Source organism: Shimia sp. R10_1 (assembly GCF_017744095.1).
Taxonomy (GTDB): Bacteria; Pseudomonadota; Alphaproteobacteria; order Rhodobacterales; family Rhodobacteraceae; genus Shimia.
Map to the genome: position 1 here is coordinate 19,738 of NZ_JAGHQX010000016.1, position 23,329 is coordinate 43,066.

Here is a 23,329-nt window from a genome sequence, read left to right on the forward strand (position 1 = left end):
GCATAATAACCTCGTGCAGCGGGTCTATTGTTCGCGTCGCTTACAGCGGTTGGAAAGAGCGAATTGCGAAACATGGTTAGAAAACTTCCACCCACGGCCGCAGCTCCAGTTCCCATGACCACGCAGACCGGTCCTGTTGCAGGAAATGCCAATGGCTCTCAGCGATTGCATCTGGCGACAATCACGAATCCGGGTTGTTGGGTTCACCCATATAGCCTGGCCGGTCAGCGCTGCGGATAAGGCCGTCCACAACCATGTGCCCGATATGGATGCCTTGGGGATGGAGTTCGCGTGCCAGCGATTGGGCCAGCCCGCGCAGGGCGAATTTACCCATGGCGAAGGTGGCCGATTCTGGATAGCCCTTCACCCCCGCCGAGGCTCCGGTGAAGAGAATTGCGCCGTGGTTATATGGGAGCATGCGCTTGGCGGCTTCCTGGGCTGCATAAAAGGCGCCCATGGCGTTAACTTGCATTGCGCTTTCAACGCGGGCGGGGCCCAGCTGGACAAAGGGCATGCGAATGGCAAGTGAAGGATTGTAAACCAACACATCCGGCGCCTGGCGGCCATCCAGTTCCGCAAAAAGCCTGACCACGTCATCGCGCCTACCTGCATTGCAAGAATAGGTGGTTGCCTGAATCTCTTCGGCCAGATCAGACAGACCGGATGGCTTACGCGCTACCAGACTCACACGAAGCCCGTTGGCATGAAACAGGCGGGCAAGAGATGCGGACAATCCCGGACCTGCGCCAATGATCAATGCATGTTTATAGGTCGACTTCATGGTGCTGACTCCTTAGTTTCCTGGGGCAATCACGGTGGTTTCATAGGGCTGTGGCTGTTGCCCAATGGTGTTGGGGTTCGCGTCAAAAGGCGCCCTTAGCGAGTTGCCCGAAATGTCCTCGAGGTCCGGGTCGATCCTTAGGCGGACTGTGGCGGGCCAGGGTGCCTTGGGTGCGAAACGCCATGTCAGGTCATCGGTTGTGACTGTGCCCGGAATGACTGTTCCCGAACCATCCAGAACCTTTATCAATCGGGCAGAGGCACCACGGTCCATCACCCGGTCAAAGGTGATGAGCATTGGGATCTTGGCGCCTGTTTCGGGGCGGTTGATCCGCCAGTCATCTGGTCTGACGGCGGATCTTGTCGCGGGGCCTACCTTGAAAGGAAGCACCTGATGGCCGCCAATAGCAGCACCCCGCGCGCTTTGCATCGTGCCTGCAACGACAAGCCGATAGCTTTCCCCAAACTCAAGCGGTGCGCCATCCGTCTGATTTGGGCCGACACCCTGTTTGATCCGACCTGGGTCAAAGAGCAGTGTCAGGCGACGTTGATCTCGGTCCCAAAGCTCGGCGTTCAAGTTCAAGAAGGGGCTGTCGACACGGCGTCCATCGGCACGTTCCAACCATATGTTGGCACCGATCTGCCCGCGCGCTATTGGCTCAGAAAACATCAGGTAAAACCGCAGAGTATTGGCGGGAATTTCAGCGCTTGCTGGCGCATGCCAGACAAGTTCAGGCGCTTTGATTTCATCGCCTGGCAGCGCGATTTTGGCTTCATAGTCACCGAGTCCAACGATGTACTCCGACCCCGGCCGCAGATCGAAACGGGGATCGAGAACCAGTGAGTCACCCGCTGTACCAAGCGTCAATGCCATGCTCCGGCTGCTGTTGGCCTCGGCGTGTTGCAGATAAACTGCTGACGGGTTCTCCAATAGATCTTTGCGTTCCTTCTCATCCAGTCCTGACACAATCACGGAACCGCTGGCTGCGTCGAATTCCGCACGAACCTCTGCCGCCCCTTCGAAGGGCGACAGGAGGAGGGCGGCAAGCATTGCCTGCCGCACCACGAAGCGTTTCACAAACATCAGTTGAACTGCAGCGGGGGATCAACGTGGAACCCAAACGGGTCCGGCGCGCCGTCCCAGTTCATTTCGACAACGTGGTCCGAGCGCTCAAAGAACATCGGCATCGCGAGCGTGTGCATCTCGAGGATACGCGGATCTTCCGGGTTTTCACGCACGGTCACGGCCCAGCTTTCGTCAACGGTGTCGATATGGACCACGCCGCTGATTGGGATCGGAGTGTATTCAGCACCGCCAATGCCAAAGAGAGGTTGAACACCTTCGCCCGTCGGCATTTCTTCTGCGGTTGCCAAAGTATCAAGCGCATAAGAGGCCGCGCTGCGGTGGGTGTTGGTCACCAGAACATTCTGCTGACCGGTCCACGCGTTGGTATAGGCAATGGTATCGATCGGAGAGTTGCCGTAGCCCAACTCTGCAATCATCTCGCCGCGCACCTGTTTGCCATCTTCCAGATCGGCCAGCGGGATACGCACCACAGGCGTGCAGCGATAAAGCGCGATCATGGTCGCCTCACCCTCAAGTTCGACAATGGTCTGGGTGATGATGGGCGCGCGGGTTTCCCATTGCGCATGTACCGCATGCCAAATCTCGATTTTGGAGGTCTCGGCAGTGCCGTCAAAAGGATAGCTGATCCGGCGCAGGGTCGAGCCAAATTCTTCGTTCGACACGCCAGCAACAAAAATCTCGTCGTTGTAATAGTCGATATCCGTGATCGCGAGCTGGTACAGCGGGCGGTCGAACTCGATGGTTTCGTTCGCCGGAAGCGCGCCCAGATCTTGGGTCGAGTGGTTTGCCTTGGTCAGATCAACCAGCTCGATCTTGCCTTGGTTTACCTTGACGATCAGCGCCTCGGCATCCGGGCCCAGGCCGCGATGAACCGACAGGAAGATCTGTTTGCTTGGCTTGTGCATGACCATGTCGTTAATTTCGACCTGATCCGCCGGAACACCAAGAAGCGCGCCAATGTCGGCGTTGATGTTTTCAAAGATCGTGCGCCCTTCAAAGGTCTTGGCGCGGCCAAGCGCATAAGTGCTTTGGTCGGCGATTTGATCGTCACCAAGGTCGAAGGCGTGCACAACTCCGGCACGGCCATCACCAACGAAAAGTGTGTTAGCGTCGTTGAAGGCAAGCGCGCCTGCGGATTGCAGAACTGGCGTGTCGGCAAAGGCAGCGGTCGCCGCCGCGAATGTCAGCGCGATGGCGCTGGAGGTTTTGAAGAAGCGTGACATTGGGCTCTCCGTTGTTGTCATGAACCCAAAGATAGAGGGGTGCAAAAGTCACAACAGACTGAAAAAATGGAACCAAATGTTCTAAAATTCAGAACTAGCTCAAGATGTCTTTTCTGTTCAAAAGGCCGGGGATGACCTCTTCGGACAGTTTGATCGCCGCATCAATGCGAGCGACCCGGCGTGCGCCTTGTCGGTAGGTCAGTAACACCGGATGGGGCCGCACGCGAAAGCCGGGCAGGCATCGTACCAACTTGCCCGAGGTTGCAAGATCGCCAAGCATGAATTCGGGTACCAGCGCAAAGCCCAAACCCGCCAGAGCGAGATCCAGAAGGATGTGAAAACTCATCACAGCCAGGGGGCCGGACACCGAAACGGCGGTCTCTTCTGCTGCTGATTCAAACTCCCAAACGGCTCCGGGACGGTCCCCCCGAAAGGTCAGGCAGGGCGCGTTGGCAAGATCCCTTGGATGCTTCAGCCTGTGTTCGGCACATAGTTCAGGCGTTGCAACAAGGATACGTCGGAACGACCCCATTTCGCGCGCGATCAGGCGGTCATCATGGACCATGCCAATCCGGAACGCGATATCGGTGCCGGGGTCCTGCATATCGGCAAAACCATAATCAGGCCGCATCACCAAGGTCAGGTCCGGGTGCCGCTCACGGGCAAGGGGAAAGAGTTTTGACGCGACAAGCCCGCCAAATTCATGCGTCGCCGCCAGATTGACCTGCCCTGAAATACCAACGCTTTCCTCGCGGGCGATGTCTTCGATCAGGTCAATTTCCGCCAACACCGAAGCGATGCGATGTTCAAGACGCTCACCAATTGGCGTCAGCTTGACTGACCGCGCTCCGCGTTCCAAAAGCTTTACGCCCAGTTAGTCTTCGAGCTGCGCGACGTGCCGACTAACGCCGGACTTGGCAATGCCCAACTGCTCTGCCGCCGCACTTATGCCACCGGCCTTGGCGACTGTGTGAAAGCTGATGAGCGTGGGTAATCCCAGTGTTCTGATATCTTGAACCATGAGTTCAATTTTATCCCACTGTTCTGAATTTTTGGCAACACGTATCTGTAACTCATCAAAGGCCCAATGCGGGCAAACATGGAGATGAGAAAATGAATATCCTGATTACAGGTGCAAGCAGCGGCTTTGGCAAACTGATCGTAGCGGAGCTGCTCAAGGCCGGCCACCAAGTGGCGGGCACTGTCCGCGATCCAAAAAGGCGCAACGCCGAAGCGGCAGATCTGCTGCGGGACCTGGGCGCTGAAATTGTCGACATTGATGTTACCGATGACGCTTCGGTCGAGGCCGGGGTCGCGGCGGCAAGCGACCGTATGGGCGGCATTGATGTTCTGATCAACAACGCAGGCGTTGGCGTTCACGGCCTGCAAGAGAACTTCTCGGCGGCGGATTTCCAGCGTGTGTTCGACATCAACGTCTTTGGTCCGCAACGCCTGACACGCGCTGTTCTACCGCAAATGCGCGAACGGGGAGAGGGCCTTATCCTGAACATCACCAGCGTTCTGGGCCGCATCACCCTTCCATTCTATGGACCCTACAACGCGACCAAATGGGCGTTGGAGGCCGTCAGCGAGAATTATCGCGCAGAGCTGAGCCAGTTTGGTGTTGATGTCGCAATCATTGAACCCGGCGGGTTCCCGACGGAATTCCATGGCAACCTGATCCTGCCGAACTCGACCGCCCGCAATGAGGGTTATGGTGAGATGGCAGACGCTCCGGTGGCTGCACGCCAGCAGATGAATGAGTTCCTTGCGGCCAATCCACAGCAAAACCCGTCTTTGGTGGCGGAGGCTGTTGTATCCGTCGTTGACGCGGCGCCCGGCACGCGCCCGTTTCGCACCGAAGTGGATACGGTCGGCATGGGAGACCTGGTCAAACCAATGAACGATCTGGCGGCGACCAGTACCCAAGCGCTCTTCACAAACTTCGGTATGGCAGACATGCTGAAACTGAACGTGACGCCCAAGAAAGCCGCCTGACCCAAAAGGCTGGCCGGATTTGTTCTGGCCAGCCGCCAAGCCAACAATAGCACCCCTGACGATCAACATGACACACCCCGCGTTTCAATCTTCGTCTGTTGCCGTTGTCACTGGCGGCGCTTCGGGCATAGGTCTTGCCGCTGCGGCCAAGTTTGCGGGCATGGGCATGAAAGTCGTTGCCGTCGACCGTGATGCCGACAAACTGGCCGAAGCCGAAAAGGCGCTGCGTGCGGCGGGCGCGGCCGATGTCATGACGGCCGCCACCGATGTTTCTGATCGCGCGCAGCTGGAAACGCTTGAACAAGAGGTCACAGCTCGGTTCGGCGGCGCGGATATCCTGATGAACAATGCTGGGGTCGGCGGGCGCACCTCATGCCTGACCGCGCTTGATGTCTGGGAGAAGATACTGGGCGTCAATCTTTGGGGCGCTATCCACGGCACGCAAGTGTTCGCCCCGGGCATGATCGAACGGGGTCGACCCGGCGCAATCATCAACACCGGGTCCAAACAGGGGATTACGACACCGCCCGGGAACCCCGCTTACAATGTGTCCAAAGCGGGTCTGAAAGTCTTTACCGAGGCCCTGGCGCATGAGCTGCGCAACACCGAAGGTTGCCGGATTTCCGCACATCTGTTGGTGCCCGGCTTTGTTCACACGGCAATGATCGGTGCTGCCAAAAAGCCCGGAGCAGCATGGACGGCAGAGCAAACGGTCGATTGCTTCGTGGAAAGCGTAAACCACGGCGATTTCTACATTCTATGCCCGGACAACGATGTGCCTCGCGCGCTGGACGAAAAACGCATCGCTTGGGCCGTTGGCGACATGATCGAAAACCGCCCGCCCCTCAGCCGCTGGCATCCGGATTATGCGGACGCTTACGCAGCTTTCATTGCGCAGGAGACCTGATATCAAGCGATGCGCGCGCTGAAAACCGGTAACGTGAACCGGCGCCGGCCACCCAGATACAATAGCTGGAGAGACAGATGACAACACGAGGGTTTTGCCTGTGCAAAAAAACGCAATGGGAGTTTGAAGGCGAAGTAACCTGGGCCTGCTACTGCCATTGCGACGATTGCCGCAGAAACTGCGCCGCACCAGTCGTCGCTTGGCTGGGGGTGCCGATCAGGAACTTCAAGTGGACCGGAAATGCGCCGAAGACCATCGAAAGCTCGAAAGGCGTTTTCAGACATTTCTGCGCGCATTGCGGATCGCCGGTTGGCTTTGAGGCTGATCACTATGCAGGAGGGATGCACCTATACGCAGCGTCCCTGGAAAACCCTGCGGATTTCAAACCAACCTTCCATGTGAACTATCAAAGCAAACTGCCGTGGCTTCAGATGAACGATGACCTTACAAAATACGATGGGACTTTGCTGCATGCGCCCGAGGATCTGAGCGGCTACGATCCATAGCCTGATGCTACGCTGCCACAATGCAGCCTACTGTGCGTTGGACGATCGCTTGCTTGCTCACTATGCTGCTTGTGCAGCAAAATTTGCGTTGCTTGCAGTTGCAGCAACAAAAGTGAACTCACAGATTGGGCTCGTTGCCGCCGTCGGAGCTAATGCAGCATCATTGTATCATTGAATCCAAGTCGCTATCCAAACCGGCCCATTCCAGACCTTCGACACACGGTTACAATGCTGCGGGAACAGCCCGCTTACCGGCCATTCGCTGCGATAGCAAAAGCTCACGGTCTGCGAATGAGAAAGTCGCGGGACTTCGCTGCAGATCATCGGACAACGCCTATAAAATCCGACTCAGATTTTGCAATTGATCCGCATCATATTGAAACCACTTGTGCAGCCATCCAGTATAAATCTGCGCTGCTTGTTCAGCTTCGATTTGCCTCGTGTTTGTAGCTTTGATTAGATGACCGGCCATTATGGCGGACATCATGGCGCGCAGCACGCCGTGTCCGTTACGAGGATCCAGACGGCATGCCGCATCACCGACGCGAAAATAGTTGGCACTGGCCGGTCGCTTTGAAAAGCGCCAGGTTCCATCTATCAGCTTAGAACCTGCAGCGCTTCGTTTCGGAACTTGATCGCTGCCGCGAACCCACGCAGTTTCGCCGTCGCCCAAAGGGGCTTGCCAATGCCAACCCATATCGCCAATCTTCAGGCTTGGTGAGTTACTTTCTTTCGGATCGGTGCAGCGATAGCCATATTCGAGCCAAATCGGATGTGACACCTGGGTCATCGTCTCCTCGAGATTCTGATCCAGCCAGCCGGAATATCCGCTGGCATCTACAATCCAGCGTGTTTCGATTGTTCCAGGCTTTGTCTTCACCCGAAAGCCCTGTTTATCAACGCATAGGTCGTACCCTACTGTACCGAACTGGACCTCTCCACCAGTCTCGAGGAGCCTAGCTTGCAGAATTTGATTCAACTGGGATCGACGCAGCTGGAATCCGCACCAACCAGGGCCATACTTCACCCGCTGAGTTCGGCCGCAACGATGAATCAGAATTTCCTCGTGGCGCGCTGTTGCGCTTTTTTTGGTAATTTCGGCAATTCCGAGGGAACCAAAGATCGCTTCTATTCCCGGGTGAAAGGTCTCGCCAGGTCCAGCAGGTAAGGTCTGTGCCCGTTCAAGGACAAGAACTTTCAACCCAACACTTGCCGCGTGAATACCAGCGGAGAGCCCTGCCGGGCCTCCGCCGATCACAAGAACATCTACGGCTCGCAATTCAACCCACCAGCGGTTCGGCCGGTTCCCAATTCCGGCCTTTGAACCGAAATGCGGTCAGGCCATCAGAGCCGATAATAACATCGACCTCTTCGGTGATTTCTTCTCTCCGCAGCCACCGTGGAGAACCAGGCGCTGCTCTGACTGGCCTGTTTGCAGCCATAACTTCGGCTAGTCCAAATTGACAAACTCCCGCATCAAACTGGATACCCAATGCGGATTCTGCGCTGGCAACGGTCGCATTGCTCTGCCGTCCCTGATTAAACGAGAGAATTCTGACAGCACCAAGGTTGAGTGGATCGCCGGGCCTTTGATTGTTTGATGCCCGCAGAAACTGGCGCATCCGCGCGGTCGCCAAAACGCGGCCCTGATAATCTTGCTGACTGACTTTCATGGTTTCCACCATCGTGAACCGCCCATCCAGTGCGTTCTGGACGTAATCGACATGATCAAAGTTGTCGGTTTCGACAAACTCTCGGTTACTTCCATCGACATGTCGACGCGGGCCCGGGACACCGTCCCAAGCCGGAGCACCATCAAGCCCAACTTCACGGTCCGTCATCGGTGCGATGGGGCGCTGCCCAGAACTACGAGCCGAATCCGGAGCCACGCCAGGCCAGAACGCTGACAGCGCCGCACAGAGTTTCGCGTCCTCGGGAAACGGGCTGCCAAGGCCGTAGGCAGCCAAGTGCAGGACATCTTCATTGTGCTCATCAACCCGCGTTACATCGGTACTCACATCCCAACCGGGTTGATAAACTCCAGCGCCTGCATCCGGGAGCGCCGACACACGCTGAATTTCCAGCTCTGAACCCCGCGACGAACCTGCATTTGCCGAGCCCTTAAGTCCAACTATTGCCGTTGGGGTTTTGTTTTCAGGTCTGATGTCGCCACCAAATTCACGCAACGTAATATTCGCGGCAGATCTTTGATCGCAAAGCGCCAGTGGAAGCCTGTTCCACATTTCGCTTCTGAGGTTAGTCGGAACCTGGGTGCGCCACCAGTCAAGTAGTACTGACTGATCAACATAAGGGTAAAAGTCAGGAGCTGCGATCACAGAATAAGCGGGAACCATGCGATCAAGACGACTACCAAGCAGACCGCCAACTTTGGCATCAATCCAGCCATCGCCGGTAAAGTCGGTGTAATGACCAGCAGTGAAGTTGCGAACACCAGCGACACTTGCACTGCGCACAACATCTGCAACATCTTCCCGCAAATTGAGGTTATCGATGGTTCCATCCCTCTTTAAGCGGCTTCGCACATGCATCCATTCCGGCGAGGGATGCGCTCCGCGTTGTCCTCCAGGAGTAAAAAAGCTCGGTGATAGACCACCGTGCCTTCGGGCAGGTATTTTCGTTCCAATTTGCTGACCATTTAGTTCAGTAGGTTCGATTACTCGTGGGCGCACAGTGGCAGCAAGCGTCCCAGAGCCATGAACATTTTGGTTCAAAAACGAAGCGAGTCCACTTGTCACCAAGAAAGGTGCTACATCCGTTGCAGGGGACTTGAATCCCGTGTCGAAACCACCAAGCCCACGTTCGCCCAAGTTGTTAACATGGATACGGCGCAATTTTTCATTAATATGGTGAGCGTCCAATTGTACGTCTAACGTTAGTCCCAGCAAACAGTCAGAGCCATCAAACAGTTTGTGGACAGGCACCCAAAAATCCAGTTGATCGTCTGGCTCATTCGCCTCCTGTCCGTTTAGCTCAAATGCACGGTTGAACTTGAAAGGCCCGAAATCGTCCTTTTTGCCCTTGAGCTGCACTGCCAGGTAGACGCCATAGCGACAGGGGAGTACACGAAAGGCGAAGGGATCATCATCTTCTTCACGTGGCAGGTAACTGCGTGTTTTACCGTCCCATACAGCCTCTTCAGTTCCAACGCGGGTGATGCCTGTTCTTGAGAAAACCAGATCAGCATGATCGCCGTGAACTGTCTTTGCCGCTTGACGATATTCACGGGCAAAAACAACAGCGGCCAGATTGGCTGTATTGCCAAATCGCGCTGCCAAGGCCTCGAATGTTGGAGGCACAAGACCAAAGACTACATTTTCCATCTGATCCAGATCGGCCGCGGTCGGAAAGGCCGCCAAAGGCGTGCCGTCTGGTGTGGTTGTGACATTCGGTGAAGATAATGCATGGAATAGAATACTGCGCGCCGGACTTCCCGGCTCAATTGCTTGCTTTGCCAACGGGGAGATGTCCCCAAATCCCGGAATCATTGCTATTTGATTTGGCGACAGGCCAACCGGCTTTATCAGGTCGTCATGCAATGTTTCTGAGGCAGGATTGATCCCAAACTTCGCGAAGATGGGACTCCATCCACCATCACTCAACCTCTGAATTATCTCTCTTACGATCGCGATCATGACAAGCTCCTGAGTAACAAAATGCAAAACTGACCTACCACCCCAGTCATTCGGTCACTGCATAATCTGCCTGTTGACATTTGTGTCGACTTCGACCGGGAGTAAGGGGCTACGAATAGCACAAGGGAAAGTTTAGGGAGCTGCCGTGATTTGATCGTGAAATCAAGCTGACTGTTGATTTGGAGCAAAACGACATCTGGTAGTTCTCACAACATAAATCACTGGTAGCGGCGCCGACCGCAATCACCACCGCCCACACTCGAGCCTCGACGGGCTAACCCCGTTGATCCTCCCCCAGTGAAGTGGTCCTCCGCTATGTTTAGGAAAACGGAGGAAACACATGACCAACAAGCGACCAAAGCCAGAAAAGATTATCACGAAGTTGCGGCAGGTTGAGGTTCTGACGGGGCAAGGCATGCCGCGTTTGGATTCGATCCGCCAGATTGGTGTGACTGAACAAACGTTATACCGTTGGAAGAAGAAATACGGTGGAATGGACCTGAATCAATTGAAGGAACTGAAGCGCTTGCAGAAAGAGAACGAGCGGCTGAGAAGGGCCGTTTCTGATCTGACGCTCGACAAGCTGATCTTGGCGGAAGCTGCGAAGGGAAACTTCTGAGCCCCGCTCGCCGTCGTGACTGCATTGACCGCGTCCGTACTGAGTTGAATGGCTCGGAGCGTCGCGCATGCCGTGTTCTGAAACAACACCGATCCACGCAGCGGACGGTGCCAGTTGGTCGCCCAGACGAAGAACGTTTGGTGGCCGATATGATCGAGTTGACGCGGAAGTATGGCCGCTACGGCTATAGCGGCAGATAGTGGGTCAGGGTGCGATGCCATAGCTCAGTCTTCGAACGCGAGACGATGTCGTGCGTCTTGGACAGTTCCTGAAGATCGTTTGTGCCGCACAACAGTGGGTCGTGATCGAACTGCTCGTTCCCGATCTGCATCATGTGCAGGATGACTTGCGCATCCTTTGGGCCGTTCTTGTCCCAACTGTTGTTCAAGGCTTCGCGGGTGCGCGCCAATGCGACCGAAGACACCAGCTTCACATCAAACCGGCGTTCCCAAGCCTGTAAGCCAGAGCGCGGTGGTAATTGCCTGTGGCTTCAAAGGCCGCGCGCACAGGACGGCTATAATCTAGAAGTGTTGCGATCAATCGGTTGAATTCGTCGAGTTGGTTCAACACGGTCAGACGGCGGCAGTGCTTCTTACCGGGAACAGCGATCAGAACTTCATGGCGCGCTTTGGCGATATCAATCGCAACCAAAACAGGCTCGGATTGTGCAATAATGGCATCGGTCATAGTCGGTCTCCCTCGCTGTGTGGTTTGTTGCAAAACCACTGTAGAGACCTGAGACCCGGCTATGATCACCTGCTGCGCTATTTGGGGGCTGCGCAGGCAATCATAGCTTTTAAACCAGCATCACTCCGAAGGTGTTAGGGCTCGGAGTTTATTGCTCAGGCCGTCCAGGATTGGATCAAAGCAGTCGGTGCAAAGGCTGCGTACATCGAGCCAGGCAGCCCTTGGGAGAACGGATATTGCGAAGGCTCCAACGCAAGGTTCCGCGACGAGTTCTTGAACGCCGAAATCTTCTACAGTCTGCGCGAAGCACAAATCCTGATCGAAGAATTGAGAAAACACTGTAACACCAAACGACTACACAGCGCTCTGGGCTACCGCCCTCCGGCTCCGGAAACCATCGTCCAGATGGACCAAAGGCCGATCATGCACTAAAAATCAAATTGGACCACTCAAGTGGGGCTGATCACCGTGGGAGTATCACCAACGGTCAAGAGAGGACCAAACCCTGAACAGAGCTGACTGAAAAACGCGGACTCAAAGGGGAGCAGGTCACACAGTATGCGGACAAAGCGCCAATTCGCTGCGACTGCACCAGTGTCAGCTTTTCGAATCCGCTTTCGGGGTTCGAACATTTAGCAACCATAAAGCGTTGGATTTTCAGTGCGCGTCACAGCGAGTTAAGTTTTTGATAATGTTAATCTCTGACGCGCGCCCCACAAAAGCGCCATCTCCCACTGATACTTAGCAGAACTGGAAAACGACTGTGGACTTAAGAAGTGCGCAAGGATGTAAAAACTGCGCGTTACTCCAACGTCGCTGAGGCGAACTATCTACGATGCCATTGTTATTGGTGTGTTGTTATTGGTGTGTTGAAAAGTCGCTGAAACTTGAATTGCTTTTTAAGCAACTGAAGATTGTTTATAGAGTGGATAGTTCTCGTTTTGGATGAACGGATGTAAAGAGAGACACCGCCCGCCCATCCTAGCTTCAGGGGAGTTACACGCCCAATGGGTTGATGATAGGGTTCCCGTTTTCGTCGCAGAACGCCATCATCTTCGGCAAGGTATCGACCTCGGAGCCGTTCGAGAGCCGCAGTGGACTTTGGCTAGGCGCCCAACCGCTCGCGATAATGCTTGGCTTACTGGCTTTCACCAAAGAGACAAGCGTTTCCGCCACAAGAATAGAGCCCATTTCGCCCAGGTGATCGCCATTATGGCGGGCATTCGCCTCTTGTAGGATGTAGAACCACAAAGGGGCCTTTTGATCGAGCTCGAGCGTGTCGACGAGGCCTGCCATGTCCTCGGGCAGGTTCTTCTTCATCTCCGCTTTTGTCAGAACCTTCACAGTGCTCATTGCCGCGCTCACGTCTTGGCCTGATGGCAAACCGCGCAGCGCCCCGCGGCGCAGGTTAGAAGCGGCCAGATTGTTAAGAACGGGCTTGTTGGGCGCGCGCCCGAGGTTGCCCATGCCAGATGCCAGGAGCGGATCAAAAGCCGCAGCATTGACGAAGTCGGCATCGCCCACATCAAAACCGGTTCCTGTAAAATCGAGCAAGCGGCGCCAATCGGCAATCCAATTCGTTTCGAGCTGCTCTTCGAGGGACAGGTTGTTGCAAGTGTGGAAGAACAGCGACAAGCGGTTCAGTTTCCCGTCAAAAACCGCTGCTCTATCGAAGAAACCGCCGCGCATGAAGTTGGCATTCCAATCATAGGCCTGTCGAATCATCGTGTGGCCGAACCGGAATGCGGCGACGGCAAATTCCAGCGGCATGGTCGCGGTTTCGGCGACCGTCGTGTCGCAATGGCGGCATTTGCCTTTTTGCACGACATCGGCCCAGACATTCGGCTCGCAGACCTTTTTGAGGAAATCGTGCAGCACGATGTGTTGGTAATGTTGCGTTACAAGCTCGCGCGCCTTTTCGAAGGCCATTGTGTCCGACAACGACATATCATTGCTCATCAGCGTGCGCGCGACAGCATTGTGAAACTTCATCCAGGCCAGATGCATTTGCCCGACAATCAGGTTCTCATCGTTGCGGTCATCTGGAATGAGAACTTTGGCTGGCGCATCGGTGCGGTCCCCATTTGCATCTAGCGGAAAAGGCCCCCTCGGTAGATCATTGGCGAGCGGTTGGCCAGAGTTTCCGGCCCCCGCGCTGGGTCTCGTGATACCAAATTCAAAGAAGGGACCGGTGCCGTTGTTGCTGCGCGGACTCGTGCCGCCCTTCGTGCCTTCCGGCACGCTTCCGTAGACGCTGTCGAGATCGAGTGTGGGCGAACGGGCCTGTTCGATTTCAAGCATCACAGCAGGCAAAGGACCGTCCAGAGCGTCGCTGTCGGGAGTGACGTCTCGGGTGATGTCATGGTCGATAAACTGGCCAAAGTAGGTATATCCTGCGGGCATGATCCCGTCTTTCTTTGGCGCGCCCTCCACAGTCATCGCGCTGCCTAGCATCAAAGCGGCGGTGGGCGAAATCTGAAAGGCGGGAAGATTTGGAAAGAGCCGTGAGAAGCCGGGTTTGGGCCCGCTTATGGCCGAATGCATTCCGTGGGATTCAGGTATCATGGATTTATCCTTCCTGCTAATTTGGTTGGGTGGTTACCGATTCACGTGGCGTCTTCGGGGGCCGCGGCTGCGCTTTGATTTCTTCTGTTGCGCTCATCCGAACCTTCCCGGCACAGTGCCACGCGTTGCGTGAGCCGACCGGTATTCCAGAAGGCTGATCTCGGTGATTGCTTGAATCACGCACGGATCACGCATGATCGTGTCAATTGGCTTTGGATTGTTTCGAGTTGAGGTCTACAGGCCGGTCTCAGTGTACCTCGCCAACGTCGACGCTATTGACGATCGAGCCCTGCCACAGGATGAGAACCCTATCGTATTCGCTCGCCGAGGCGGGCTTTTCGAACCGGACACTTTGGAACTCGAAAGCAGGGGTTCCGATCCCGCCAGAATTGCGAATGGTCAGGTCAAGTTCCAGGGTAGAGGGTGGATTGCGCGGATCTTCTGTCTCGGTCAGGACCGGGATGTCCGCGCTGCTGGGCGTTTCGACCTCTCCTGTCACGACAAGGTTGCTGGGGCCGGGCGGCTGCAAATTGATCCAAGCTGAGAAATCCTTGGTTCTTGGTGGTGTGCTCATGGGGTAAGCTCCTGATTTGGTGTGTTAAAAGACGAAGCGTAGGGTCAGTTTGGTTTCGTCGATGTCGCGCAGCGTCAGCGCCTCGGTTCCGTTTTCGTAGCGCAGCTCCAGATAGGCACGCGCGTCCTTGCCCAGTCTGAGCCGTGCAGAGGCGTTGAAGAGGACCGCATCGTCTTCGTTGATGAAATCGTAGTTGGCGTTGACGCCGGTGGAGAGGCGCAGCCCATAGCCGACATCGGAAAAGGTGTAGCCAGCGCCCAGATCAACACCCACCCAGGCATGTTCATCGCCGGCGGTCAGCCCGGACGTCCCTGCCTTTTCTACGGACAGATAGTTAAAAGTGCCCACCAGCGACCAATCGAAGAACTGCCTCGCTTTGTCGCCCTGCAGCCCATTCAACCGGCTTTCAAAGTGATATGGTTTCCAGGTTGCGGATAGCCCATAAATTTCGGCATCACCATCCAGATCCGTTTGATAAAACGGCGCAACGCCAATTTCCTGCAGGTCGAAGACGCCGCCGAAGAACTGCCATTGTGTGAGCACGCCCAGTTTGATCTCTGCCACGTCACCAGCGCTCGTGGAGCCTTTGCCGTCAAAAGAGAGAAACGGAGCGATGCCAAAGCCCGAGAGCTGGGCACCGTTGGGCCGCTCGACGGTCTTCGCCAGAAGGCAGCGCTGCGATCCGCTGGTGGCAACCCATGCGATTGCGCCTTTCGCTTCCCAGGTAGTGTCGCCTGCGGTACGATCATCGGAATAGGACAGCAGGGCACCATTCTTGGACGGAGCCACAAGATCCGGATCAAAGACCGAGACGTCGCGAATACTCTCCTGCAGATGGAAGCGTTTGCCGTCGCGGCAGAACGCAGCCATTTGCGGCTGGTCCGCCGCTATGAGGTCAGCAACTTTCAGCGTCTCGATGTCGCCTGTCAAAAACAGGCCAACTTTGGTTTTCTGCGCAGCAGTTAACCGGCTTTGTTGTGCAAGCAGACCATCCAGTTCTGCGCCGCGATCAACAACGCCATTGCCGTTGGTGTCGGAGGCTTTGATGTCTGCGTCCGGCAAGGCCCAAACAGGCAAGGCCCAGCAGCCCAGAACGAGCGCAATTGCGCCTTCGCGCATAGATGACTTTCGCATTGTGTTTCTCCTTGCGCAATTAGGGAAGGGTCACGGTCCAGCCGCGGCGCTCATAGTTTTCGGTGATGGCGGTCAAGAGGTCCTCGACACTTGCCGTGTGGGAAAGAATGCCGGGTGCCAGGAAGAGCCCGTCTGTCTTGAATGGCTCGAGGTTGTTGACGACGGCCAGGAATGCGTTGAACGTAATTGCAGCAGACGGGGTCTTGCCGATGTGGGTAGTGACTTTGTGGTTGTGGGCGACTTTTTTCCCACTGGCTTGATGAAGCCGGTTAAACAGCGTGTCTCTTACAACGGTGAAGCTTCGTTTCTTCATAAAACGCCCCCAATAAATTTATCGGGCTCATAATTAAGGCGACGGCGTGATTCTATCGTGAGTGCTGTGCCGTGAGCGGGAAATTACAATTGCAGAAAAGAGCGGCGACGTGACGAGTTTTCGACGAAACCGGAATTTGGCTTATTGCCCAGACAACGGGCTAGACGTGCCGCCTGTCAATTGCGTGGGGGACAGGGATTTAGTTTTGAAGTTTTGGACGTTCGTAGCAAAATTTGATTGCAGCTTGGGAAATTGGAGGGAGGGGCCATGTTTGCAAATGAGCGGGCAGGATTAGTGGGGCCTGACCATAGACGCGGCTGAAGACAGTGATCCCTGCGCAGGTAAGTACCTCGCTGTCCGGCGCGAAACGCGTAATCTGGGTGAGGCAAAGGCTGGTTTATGGCACACGTTTTGCCTGTATTGATTGAAACCCCGCTTCAGACTAAGTTCTGTGCATTCGGGGACTGAGTTTTATGTCAATAGAGTTGAAGCTTCGAGGAATATTTTTGTGCCGCGGGTCTGGCGGGGCGGATATCACGCCACGTGGCGCGCGGGAAAAGGGTATCTTGGCCCTTCTCGCGCTTGCTCCGGAACGCGCACGAAGCCGCAATTGGTTGAAAACCAAGCTTTGGAGTGAACGGTTTGACACTCAGGCCAATACAAGTTTGCGCCGCGCGCTCAGCAACATCCGCAAGGCATTTGGACCATATGCCGATTGCCTGATCACGGATCGGGTCAATATCCGGCTTGCGCCAGACGTGATCATTTTAAACGATGCGACCTCTGGTGGTGAATTGCTGGAAGACTTGTTCATCAATGACCCTGAATTTGATGATTGGCTGCGCGACACGCGGATGTTTTTCGACGCGCCGCAGCCATCTTCTGCACTTGAATCGCCAGCTCCCCATACGTCTTACAGGCGTGTCATGAGCATTTCCACCGACGAGGCCGTTTCGGGTGAGGCGGGACTGCTGCAAAATATGCTTGGCGATATTTTGGCGGAGCGATTGGTTGCGACGGGGCCAGTCGAGGTTTATCGCAATCAGCGCATAGATCCAAAAATGCCGCATGACCGAATAGATGTGACCGCTTATCCCGTCGGATCGCAATGGGTTTTTTCGCTTTCTATTGTGGAGGCGCCAAAATCCAGGCATGTTTGGTCGGGGCGCACGCGCATTGATTTCACGGCCAAATCGAACGGTGAAAGTAATCCATTCGCAAGGTTTTGCAACGAAGCAATTGCTGCCTTGGCGGATCGGAAGATTAATTTGGCCGCCAATTCAGATCCATTTTTTGTGATGAACTTTGCGTCGGCGCGACTGTTTACTGGTCAGAACAGCGATTTAAGAACCGGGATGGCGCTGCTTGATACGGTGGTAAGTCATCAGACCGATGCGGCGCTGCCCTTGGCCTGGCGCGGATTCGCGAAGCTGACCAAGGCGCTGGACAGTTCGGACACGACGACCGAGCTTGCGGTGTCTGCGATGGAGGACGCGTCCAAGGCTGTCGCCCTGTCCAGCAGCAACTCAACAGCGCTGGCCCTTGCTGCGCATGTTCATTTGCTTCTGTCGGGAGATGCTGACTATGCGCGGTTCCTGGCTCAAAAGGCTTTGACGATAGATGAGGAGGATCCCTATGCGGGTTTCGCTGCTGGAACAGCGGCGTTTTACAACGGAGAAACGCAGCGCGGGTTGGACCTGGTAAGGTGGTCCCGCGAATGCGCGCAGCCTCTAACAAACAGCTTTTTCTGGGATGTTCAGAACGCGATTCTGGGGTTGTCGACCCACGACTTTGACGACTGTTATTCAAGCGCGCTGCTTGCCAGTGCAAAAATGCCGACCTATCGGCCTGCACTTCGCTATCTGATTGCGATTGCTTTGTTGAAAAATTTGCCGGACGAGGCGAACCGGTATGTTCTGCGGTTGCGTCAATTGGAGCCGAATTTTGATGTTCGGCGCTTTATTGAAGATGAGTACCCAGTGCCAAGTTTGCGGCGCGTAGGATTGTCGGAAGAGACAGTCAGCCGCGCCGCGCGCATGATCGAACAGTAAGCGCCGTCTCACATCGACAAACTAGGGCCTGTTAACTCTATGAAGAACGCACTGGCGCGTGTCGGATTTCGTCTCTGACAAGCAGATTTGACCGCCGCGATCTGGCTGATCGGAAGGGCTACTCTTCGATGGCAGAGGCAAAACCCGCCGCGTCCTTTGGATCTTTCGACTTACCCGCTGCTCCTGCGTTGTTTCCGCTTGAAAGGCGGCCACCCTTGCTGCGGGAAAACACCTTGCATCAGCGGATTTTGGAATGAAAACAGAACTCTTTTCAGAGTGTTAGCAGGCCCGAGCCTTGGCGGAAGAGCTTTTTCACGCTGCAATCACGCCAGACCTGTCTGATGGGCGCATTGGTTGTGACAGGTAAGACGATGCACCAGGTTATTTATGCGCCCAACGCGGTTGGGCATCATGCAACTGCTTTGTGTGCGGCAGGGGGGACCACGGTCATTCGTCCGTGCGGAGGCTTGGACGGATCGTTGCAAACCAATCTGAGTCGAAGCGAAGCCGCCGACATCGCCAACAGCGAGATGAACTTGGTTTTGCTGAGCCTGAGCGCTGACACAGGCCCGGTCTTGCACATGGCTGAGGGTTTGGGCATGGCCCCAGCGTCAGCGGTGTATTTCAACGCGAATGCACTGGTTGCCACAGAAGGGGTCGCGGTCATATCGGCGCTTTTTGCCAAGCTGCGGAAGGATACAGCGCGTCGTTTTCGTATCGGTGTATTTGGTACGGCTGAGATCTGCCAAACCCTTTTGGCCTTGGATTTGGTAGACCATGCATGGCTTTGCCACGCGACCGAAGATGTGGGGCATATGCAGTTTTTGTCCCAGCAGTCCTGGTCATTGTGGCAGCTTACGCCGCGCATATGGCCGGGGCTTGAGGTGCCGTTCTCCCCAGTTCTTACAAACCCTGCCATCCGTGATTTCGGGCAAAGCGCTCTCAAGTTCAGGTCCCCCTATCTGGCTAGTTTCACCCCCGAAAGCGTTGATCCTGTATTTGCGGTCACCGCGCGCAATGGTGCCAGCCTGCGCAGCGGTCCGGGGCCCGGCTTTGACGCGGTGCAGCACCTGAACACCGGCAGCTATCTGTTTGTGAAAGACATCGAAAACGGCTGGGTGCGCGTTGACCTGATCGGTGATCACCTTGTCGACGGCTATGTTCTGTGCGGCGATCTGGAGCCAATCTTGGGGGATGTTTCATTGGATTACCCTCCCTTGGCCACTGCGTTTGATATCGCACAAGCCGAACTGGCTGCGGATCAGTGCACTTCGGACCACGGCGCGCTGAACCCCAGGCTCTATAACTATAACGCAACAACTGTTGCGGGCGGCCGCGATCCGGTTCATTGGGCCGCCTCTTTCGTAAATTATTGCGTTCAACGCGCCGTATATGTGGGAACAAACAACAAATGGGCATTGCGGTGGCATGAAACCTCTTGGGGATGGGAGGTCACCGGCGCGGTTCAACCCGGTGACATAGCCGTATGGGAATGCCGCGATGGCAGCAAAACAGGCGCGGTTATTGGGGGGTATGTCGGGTTCATCGTTGATGTGATCGTCGAGGACATCATGGTGCTTGGCGCCCATTCCTCAGGGCGGCTTCGCATTTCCAAACTCCCCCGTACCGGCCTGGTGCGCGGGGTATTTTACAATCTGAGATCAATTCGCAGGGCCCATCGCCAGATAACCCAAACGCCGCAACACTGACTATGTAGGACCGGATCACAAAGCGTGGCCCAGAAAACAGAGCGCTTGCTTAAATCTGCGAGGGTGGGGGCGTCGCTGGAATGGAGCGTGCATCTTTGTTGCCGCTCAACGCGGATGCAACCGACGTGCCGATCACCGTATCCTTGACCCCCGATGCTGTGATCTGAACCTCGTGATGGGCAAAGTCCAGCCCATCATCCACAACGGCAAAGACAGTGCCTTTGTTCCGGTTTGCGTCGTGGCTCGTTGATACGCCGCTATAGTAGCTAAGCGCGCCGTCGTTCAATAGCTCAATCCCGCCGATGAAGGGCTCCCGCGGGCTGCCACCGCCGGGTAGCGGTTTGTCAACCGAGCCACAGGACTTGAAATGGGTCGCAAACTCGCTACTCCCGACTGACGCCACAAATTCGTCAACCGTGGCCGCCAGTTCCGATCCGCTGCCTGCGCGTTTGATGGGGCTTGTGCTGTCCAGTGCGGTCGTTCCATAGCGGCCTTGAAACCAAACTTTGTAGTCCGGGTGATCGAACCGGGTTTGTTTGCGGCTCTGGTCATTGCTCAGGAAGGACACCGCATCATCACGTAAGATCCAAAGCTGAGCGTCTGTTGTATTGCCAAGTTCCAATTTCCAACTGCCGCTGGGTGTAGGGTGCATCGCCCTATCATTTGGGCGTGTCGCGCCAAGCGTAAGCCGCCCGCGCAGCTGGTTGCCGTCGGGGGATGCGTTGCAATAATAGCTCCCGATCACATCAGACACTCCCGTCAAAGCGATATCGGCGCCAAAACCTTTGTCTAGGATCAATTCCAATGACGGGCCAGCGCCCGGCGCTGTCAGTTTCAATGACGGCGAGCCGTCTTGCGGAAGGTCCTTTTTATTCACCGAGAACGAGATCACATTGGGCGTGCGGTCACCGGGTAACAGCAGCCAATCGACATAGTCATCGCCTTTCAACTCGGCATAGAGGCTGTCCTGTTGATGGTTGCCCATTGGGATATGCAACGTCGGGATGACGTTGCCGCGCGACGCGGCTGCCACCAATTTGACAAGCTCTTGGGCAAATCTGTTGTCGTCGCTGTGCGGCCCGCCTGTAAATGCATACGCCAGCACGATTTCCAATCCGACATTCCCCGAGGTCTCTTCAGGTTCAAGGTCGCGAACGATCTCAATCGCGCGCGTGACAGCAGGCAGCAAAACGGATTTTAATATTCCTCCGCTGGGGTCTTCGAGGACCCGTGCAGGCAGTTCTATTCCGATCAGCCCTGCATTGTCCGTCACGGTTTCGCCTTCGGGTACAAGGCAGGCCAAATCCGTCATTGCGATGCCATGCGAGAAATCGTCAAAAGACGCACCCTTGCCATAAATACAGTTTGGAAAGCGCGACACCCAATTGCGCATCCGCGCGCCGATGGGGCCTGTCATCATATCCTGTTGACTATCTTCACGGCTCCAATCGGAAAACGCGACCGTCGTGCCGTTGCCCGGTTCAAGGTCGAGATGCGAGATCCGTTTGAACTGCGATGTGCCATAGGTCAGCCAAGGTACTAGGCCAACGTCAATGACGGCTATATAAGAAGGCGGCTTGCCGCCACCATCGACAATTTTTTCGCTGCGCCCTGTCGGGGCGAAGCCTGTCCGGTCGTTCAGATCACTGTTGGCTGGGCCGCTCAAGGTGAGCAGGTTGCTGTTTTTGAAGACTTGCTCAAACGCGTCTGAGGAGGGCTCAAAAAGTACTGCGTCGGAAATTGCTCCCAGCTGCACAACGACATCGATGGCGTTGGTTGAGCCGGTATTGTCGCCGGACACGTCAAAACCGGTCCCGGTCAACGCAACAAAGCCGTGAAACCCGGTCAGGCTGTCGGTGCCGTTGGCCTGCCCGATCTGCCGTAGCTCCATCGCCAACGGTAAGTAATTCTCGGGTAGGTTTTCGGCCGGATACGCCCGGTCCAAACGCTGCATCAAGAAACCTCATCCAGCGCCGCGCCGACCAACCATCCCAAAAGCGCTTCTGTGGTGATGGCTGCCCCCGTGTTGGCGTCTTCCGGTTGCGTGGCACTAGTTGTCCTTGTGTCCATTTCGCCAAGCATGAGTTCGATGTCGAACAAGTCTTCCCCGGTCGCGATATTCAGTTCCGATGATTTGTCTACCGAACCTGTCGCCGCTGACGGTGCGGGCGTCTGTCCCTCGATTGTGCTGTACCCGTCCGGTGACAGCGCAAATTCCTTCAAACCTGCTTTGTCCAGCATGACGGCTGCAAGAAACTCGCCCAGATAGGCCCCCGCGGCGTTGTCGACTTGATAATGCACTCCGGCATATACGCGGTTTTCGGCAATACGCCGTGCCTTGGACGCGGTGAATTTCGGTTCTGCTGCCGGCACCAAATGCGACAGGAGAATAGCGAGCCCGAATGCCTCTGTCGCATGGCCGCTGGGGAAGGCAGAATGCTCGGGCGTCTGAATCGGGGGCGCAATTTCGGGAAAGAAATCGACCGGGCGCAGAATATTGAACATCATTTTCACGCGCGTTTCGATATCAACAATCGCTTCGAAACAGATGCCCAGAAACTCGAGCAGTCGGCCATGGGTGGCGGGGCTGAGCCTTAGGCCTTGGCTCAGGAAACTCATGATTTCGCCTTGCTGAAGCTGAATCTCGGCCAGTCGCTTTCCTCGGGACTTCGAGAAGCTGCGGACCTTTTTCGCTCTGTCGCGCCAGACCTTCGGATCAATGTCCCCTTCCAAGAAGAAACTCTTGCCCTTGTAAGTCAGAGTTACCTTGAGTGCGCCGGATGTGTCTGATGCCGCGGCGGCGACGGAAATGCCGTCCGTCAGATATTGCCGCAAAATACGGGCGCGGTGGCTGGGGGCCAACCGCCGTGCTTTCCTGGTTTGCGCGTGTGTTGGAAGAGGAAGATCGCCAGCCTGCGAGGCCACATCCCCAGCCGCCGCCTGAAGCGCAGAACTGAGCAGCATCGACGTCGCGCTGCCGGGCGTACTCGTTTCAACCCCGGTATTTCCAGTGTTCCCGGTGTTTCCCGTATTGCCGGTGTTTCCAGTATTCCCCGTGTTCCCCGTATTCGAAAATGGCATATGGTCCTCCCGTGTCCAATGCCAATCCTAAGCGTATTTTAACGGGTCCGAATAGGGGTGGAGCAAAATTCACAGAATAATCACGCTATACTCTGCTCGATGTGGACACATGCGGGCACCATTCGACTGTGTCTAGGCCTCAATGAAAAAGTTGCGTGACTTGGCCATTTGTGACTTTGTCTGGGCGGCACGAGTTCGATGCATCTGAAGTTACGTTGCCTTCAAAGGCGCAAGATGCGCTTCTCCCACTTATTTGAACGTCTGCCTTCGTAGATCGGGACAAAGTCACTTTCACCCGCAGCGAACTTCCGCTTCCCGCCGATTCTGTTGAAAAACAACGTGTTGCTGATGCAGAAATTGATGAGCTGAACCGAGCGCGAGCGCCTTTCTGGTCAGGCTTTGCGCGTTTGCTGCGGCGCAGGAAAGATCTTGGCCAATTTGC

General features: G+C 55.7%; 18 protein-coding genes and 3 pseudogenes. 7 read left to right on the forward strand and 14 right to left on the reverse strand.

All coding sequences use genetic code 11. From position 1 onward, the window contains the following. Nucleotides 1–181: 181 nt before the first annotated feature. The 5 genes from J7413_RS19355 to J7413_RS19375 form a co-directional block, all read right to left on the reverse strand. Complete coding sequence (locus J7413_RS19355; protein ID WP_247743644.1) at nucleotides 182–781, reverse strand: SDR family NAD(P)-dependent oxidoreductase; 600 nt, start codon at nucleotides 779–781, stop codon at nucleotides 182–184. 12 nt (nucleotides 782–793) lie between these two features. Continuing rightward, complete coding sequence (locus J7413_RS19360; protein ID WP_209101329.1) at nucleotides 794–1,864, reverse strand: hypothetical protein; 1,071 nt, start codon at nucleotides 1,862–1,864, stop codon at nucleotides 794–796. Then, nucleotides 1,864–3,090, reverse strand: coding sequence for a hypothetical protein (locus J7413_RS19365; protein ID WP_209101331.1), 1,227 nt, complete (start codon nucleotides 3,088–3,090; stop codon nucleotides 1,864–1,866). Before J7413_RS19365 ends, J7413_RS19360 begins: the two co-directional genes overlap by 1 nt. Before the next feature lie 94 nt (nucleotides 3,091–3,184). After that, complete coding sequence (locus J7413_RS19370; RefSeq protein ID WP_209101334.1) at nucleotides 3,185–3,949, reverse strand: LysR substrate-binding domain-containing protein; 765 nt, start codon at nucleotides 3,947–3,949, stop codon at nucleotides 3,185–3,187. Nucleotides 3,950–3,964: 15 nt separating this feature from the next. Continuing rightward, on the reverse strand, nucleotides 3,965–4,111 hold the full coding sequence (locus J7413_RS19375) for a LysR family transcriptional regulator (protein WP_209101337.1): 147 nt from the start codon (nucleotides 4,109–4,111) through the stop codon (nucleotides 3,965–3,967). A gap of 92 nt (nucleotides 4,112–4,203) precedes the next feature. On the opposite strand from J7413_RS19375, the gene J7413_RS19380 reads away from it, so the two are divergent. From J7413_RS19380 to J7413_RS19390, 3 genes are all read left to right on the forward strand, one after another. Continuing rightward, nucleotides 4,204–5,088 (forward strand): SDR family oxidoreductase, encoded by an 885-nt coding sequence (locus tag J7413_RS19380; RefSeq protein WP_209101340.1) that lies wholly within the window; start codon nucleotides 4,204–4,206, stop codon nucleotides 5,086–5,088. Between the two features lie 67 nt (nucleotides 5,089–5,155). Then, on the forward strand, nucleotides 5,156–5,995 hold the full coding sequence (locus J7413_RS19385) for an SDR family NAD(P)-dependent oxidoreductase (protein ID WP_209101343.1): 840 nt from the start codon (nucleotides 5,156–5,158) through the stop codon (nucleotides 5,993–5,995). A 77-nt stretch (nucleotides 5,996–6,072) separates the two neighbouring features. After that, nucleotides 6,073–6,501, forward strand: coding sequence for a GFA family protein (locus J7413_RS19390; RefSeq protein WP_209101345.1), 429 nt, complete (start codon nucleotides 6,073–6,075; stop codon nucleotides 6,499–6,501). A gap of 334 nt (nucleotides 6,502–6,835) precedes the next feature. Here J7413_RS19390 and J7413_RS19395 read toward each other — a convergent pair whose 3' ends face one another. Continuing rightward, on the reverse strand, nucleotides 6,836–7,780 hold the full coding sequence (locus tag J7413_RS19395) for an FAD-dependent monooxygenase (protein ID WP_209101349.1): 945 nt from the start codon (nucleotides 7,778–7,780) through the stop codon (nucleotides 6,836–6,838). A 1-nt stretch (nucleotide 7,781) separates the two neighbouring features. Further along, the gene (locus tag J7413_RS19400; protein ID WP_209101352.1) at nucleotides 7,782–10,154 is read right to left on the reverse strand and encodes a hypothetical protein; all 2,373 of its coding nucleotides are present in this window, start codon (nucleotides 10,152–10,154) and stop codon (nucleotides 7,782–7,784) included. 340 nt (nucleotides 10,155–10,494) lie between these two features. Here J7413_RS19400 and J7413_RS19405 point away from each other — a divergent pair. Next, nucleotides 10,495–10,961: pseudogene (locus tag J7413_RS19405) on the forward strand (transposase); the annotation flags it as partial. On the opposite strand, the pseudogene J7413_RS19410 reads toward J7413_RS19405, so the two are convergent. Next, a pseudogene (locus J7413_RS19410) lies at nucleotides 10,961–11,460 on the reverse strand (transposase); the annotation flags it as partial. The pseudogenes J7413_RS19405 and J7413_RS19410 overlap by 1 nt on opposite strands. Nucleotides 11,461–11,598: 138 nt before the next feature. Here J7413_RS19410 and J7413_RS19415 point away from each other — a divergent pair. Beyond that, nucleotides 11,599–11,892, forward strand: a pseudogene (locus J7413_RS19415) (transposase); the annotation flags it as partial. Nucleotides 11,893–12,456: 564 nt separating this feature from the next. Here the strand turns inward: J7413_RS19415 and J7413_RS19420 are convergent. From J7413_RS19420 to J7413_RS19435, 4 genes are all read right to left on the reverse strand, one after another. After that, complete coding sequence (locus J7413_RS19420) at nucleotides 12,457–13,764, reverse strand: peroxidase family protein (RefSeq protein WP_348538785.1); 1,308 nt, start codon at nucleotides 13,762–13,764, stop codon at nucleotides 12,457–12,459. A gap of 508 nt (nucleotides 13,765–14,272) precedes the next feature. Next, on the reverse strand, nucleotides 14,273–14,599 hold the full coding sequence (locus tag J7413_RS19425) for a hypothetical protein (RefSeq protein WP_209101370.1): 327 nt from the start codon (nucleotides 14,597–14,599) through the stop codon (nucleotides 14,273–14,275). A 24-nt stretch (nucleotides 14,600–14,623) separates the two neighbouring features. Continuing rightward, a complete protein-coding gene (locus tag J7413_RS19430; RefSeq protein ID WP_209101372.1) occupies nucleotides 14,624–15,733 on the reverse strand; it encodes a hypothetical protein in 1,110 nt (369 codons plus the stop codon). A gap of 19 nt (nucleotides 15,734–15,752) precedes the next feature. Further along, nucleotides 15,753–16,046 (reverse strand): hypothetical protein, encoded by a 294-nt coding sequence (locus J7413_RS19435; protein WP_209101376.1) that lies wholly within the window; start codon nucleotides 16,044–16,046, stop codon nucleotides 15,753–15,755. 665 nt (nucleotides 16,047–16,711) lie between these two features. Here J7413_RS19435 and J7413_RS19440 point away from each other — a divergent pair. Both J7413_RS19440 and J7413_RS19445 read left to right on the forward strand, forming a co-directional pair. Further along, a complete protein-coding gene (locus tag J7413_RS19440) occupies nucleotides 16,712–18,097 on the forward strand; it encodes a hypothetical protein (RefSeq protein ID WP_209101378.1) in 1,386 nt (461 codons plus the stop codon). A gap of 479 nt (nucleotides 18,098–18,576) precedes the next feature. Beyond that, nucleotides 18,577–19,806, forward strand: coding sequence for a hypothetical protein (locus J7413_RS19445; protein WP_209101383.1), 1,230 nt, complete (start codon nucleotides 18,577–18,579; stop codon nucleotides 19,804–19,806). A 49-nt stretch (nucleotides 19,807–19,855) separates the two neighbouring features. Here J7413_RS19445 and J7413_RS19450 read toward each other — a convergent pair whose 3' ends face one another. Continuing rightward, nucleotides 19,856–21,760 carry a hypothetical protein gene (locus J7413_RS19450; protein WP_209101386.1) on the reverse strand — a complete coding sequence of 635 codons (1,905 nt, stop codon included), beginning with the start codon at nucleotides 21,758–21,760 and terminating at the stop codon, nucleotides 19,856–19,858. Further along, nucleotides 21,760–22,887 (reverse strand): phosphatase PAP2 family protein, encoded by a 1,128-nt coding sequence (locus tag J7413_RS19455; RefSeq protein ID WP_209101388.1) that lies wholly within the window; start codon nucleotides 22,885–22,887, stop codon nucleotides 21,760–21,762. Before J7413_RS19455 ends, J7413_RS19450 begins: the two co-directional genes overlap by 1 nt. Between the last annotated feature and the right edge of the window lie 442 nt (nucleotides 22,888–23,329).

Coding starts and splice junctions, on each gene's coding strand:
- J7413_RS19390 (WP_209101345.1), top strand. CDS start 6,073: ATGACAACACGAGGGTTTTGCCTGTGCAAAAAAACGCAATGGGAGTTT.
- J7413_RS19435 (WP_209101376.1), bottom strand. CDS start 16,046: ATGAAGAAACGAAGCTTCACCGTTGTAAGAGACACGCTGTTTAACCGG.
- J7413_RS19365 (WP_209101331.1), bottom strand. CDS start 3,090: ATGTCACGCTTCTTCAAAACCTCCAGCGCCATCGCGCTGACATTCGCG.
- J7413_RS19425 (WP_209101370.1), bottom strand. CDS start 14,599: ATGAGCACACCACCAAGAACCAAGGATTTCTCAGCTTGGATCAATTTG.
- J7413_RS19400 (WP_209101352.1), bottom strand. CDS start 10,154: ATGATCGCGATCGTAAGAGAGATAATTCAGAGGTTGAGTGATGGTGGA.
- J7413_RS19380 (WP_209101340.1), top strand. CDS start 4,204: ATGAATATCCTGATTACAGGTGCAAGCAGCGGCTTTGGCAAACTGATC.
- J7413_RS19360 (WP_209101329.1), bottom strand. CDS start 1,864: ATGTTTGTGAAACGCTTCGTGGTGCGGCAGGCAATGCTTGCCGCCCTC.
- J7413_RS19375 (WP_209101337.1), bottom strand. CDS start 4,111: ATGGTTCAAGATATCAGAACACTGGGATTACCCACGCTCATCAGCTTT.
- J7413_RS19455 (WP_209101388.1), bottom strand. CDS start 22,887: ATGCCATTTTCGAATACGGGGAACACGGGGAATACTGGAAACACCGGC.
- J7413_RS19355 (WP_247743644.1), bottom strand. CDS start 781: ATGAAGTCGACCTATAAACATGCATTGATCATTGGCGCAGGTCCGGGA.
- J7413_RS19385 (WP_209101343.1), top strand. CDS start 5,156: ATGACACACCCCGCGTTTCAATCTTCGTCTGTTGCCGTTGTCACTGGC.
- J7413_RS19430 (WP_209101372.1), bottom strand. CDS start 15,733: ATGCGAAAGTCATCTATGCGCGAAGGCGCAATTGCGCTCGTTCTGGGC.
- J7413_RS19450 (WP_209101386.1), bottom strand. CDS start 21,760: ATGCAGCGTTTGGACCGGGCGTATCCGGCCGAAAACCTACCCGAGAAT.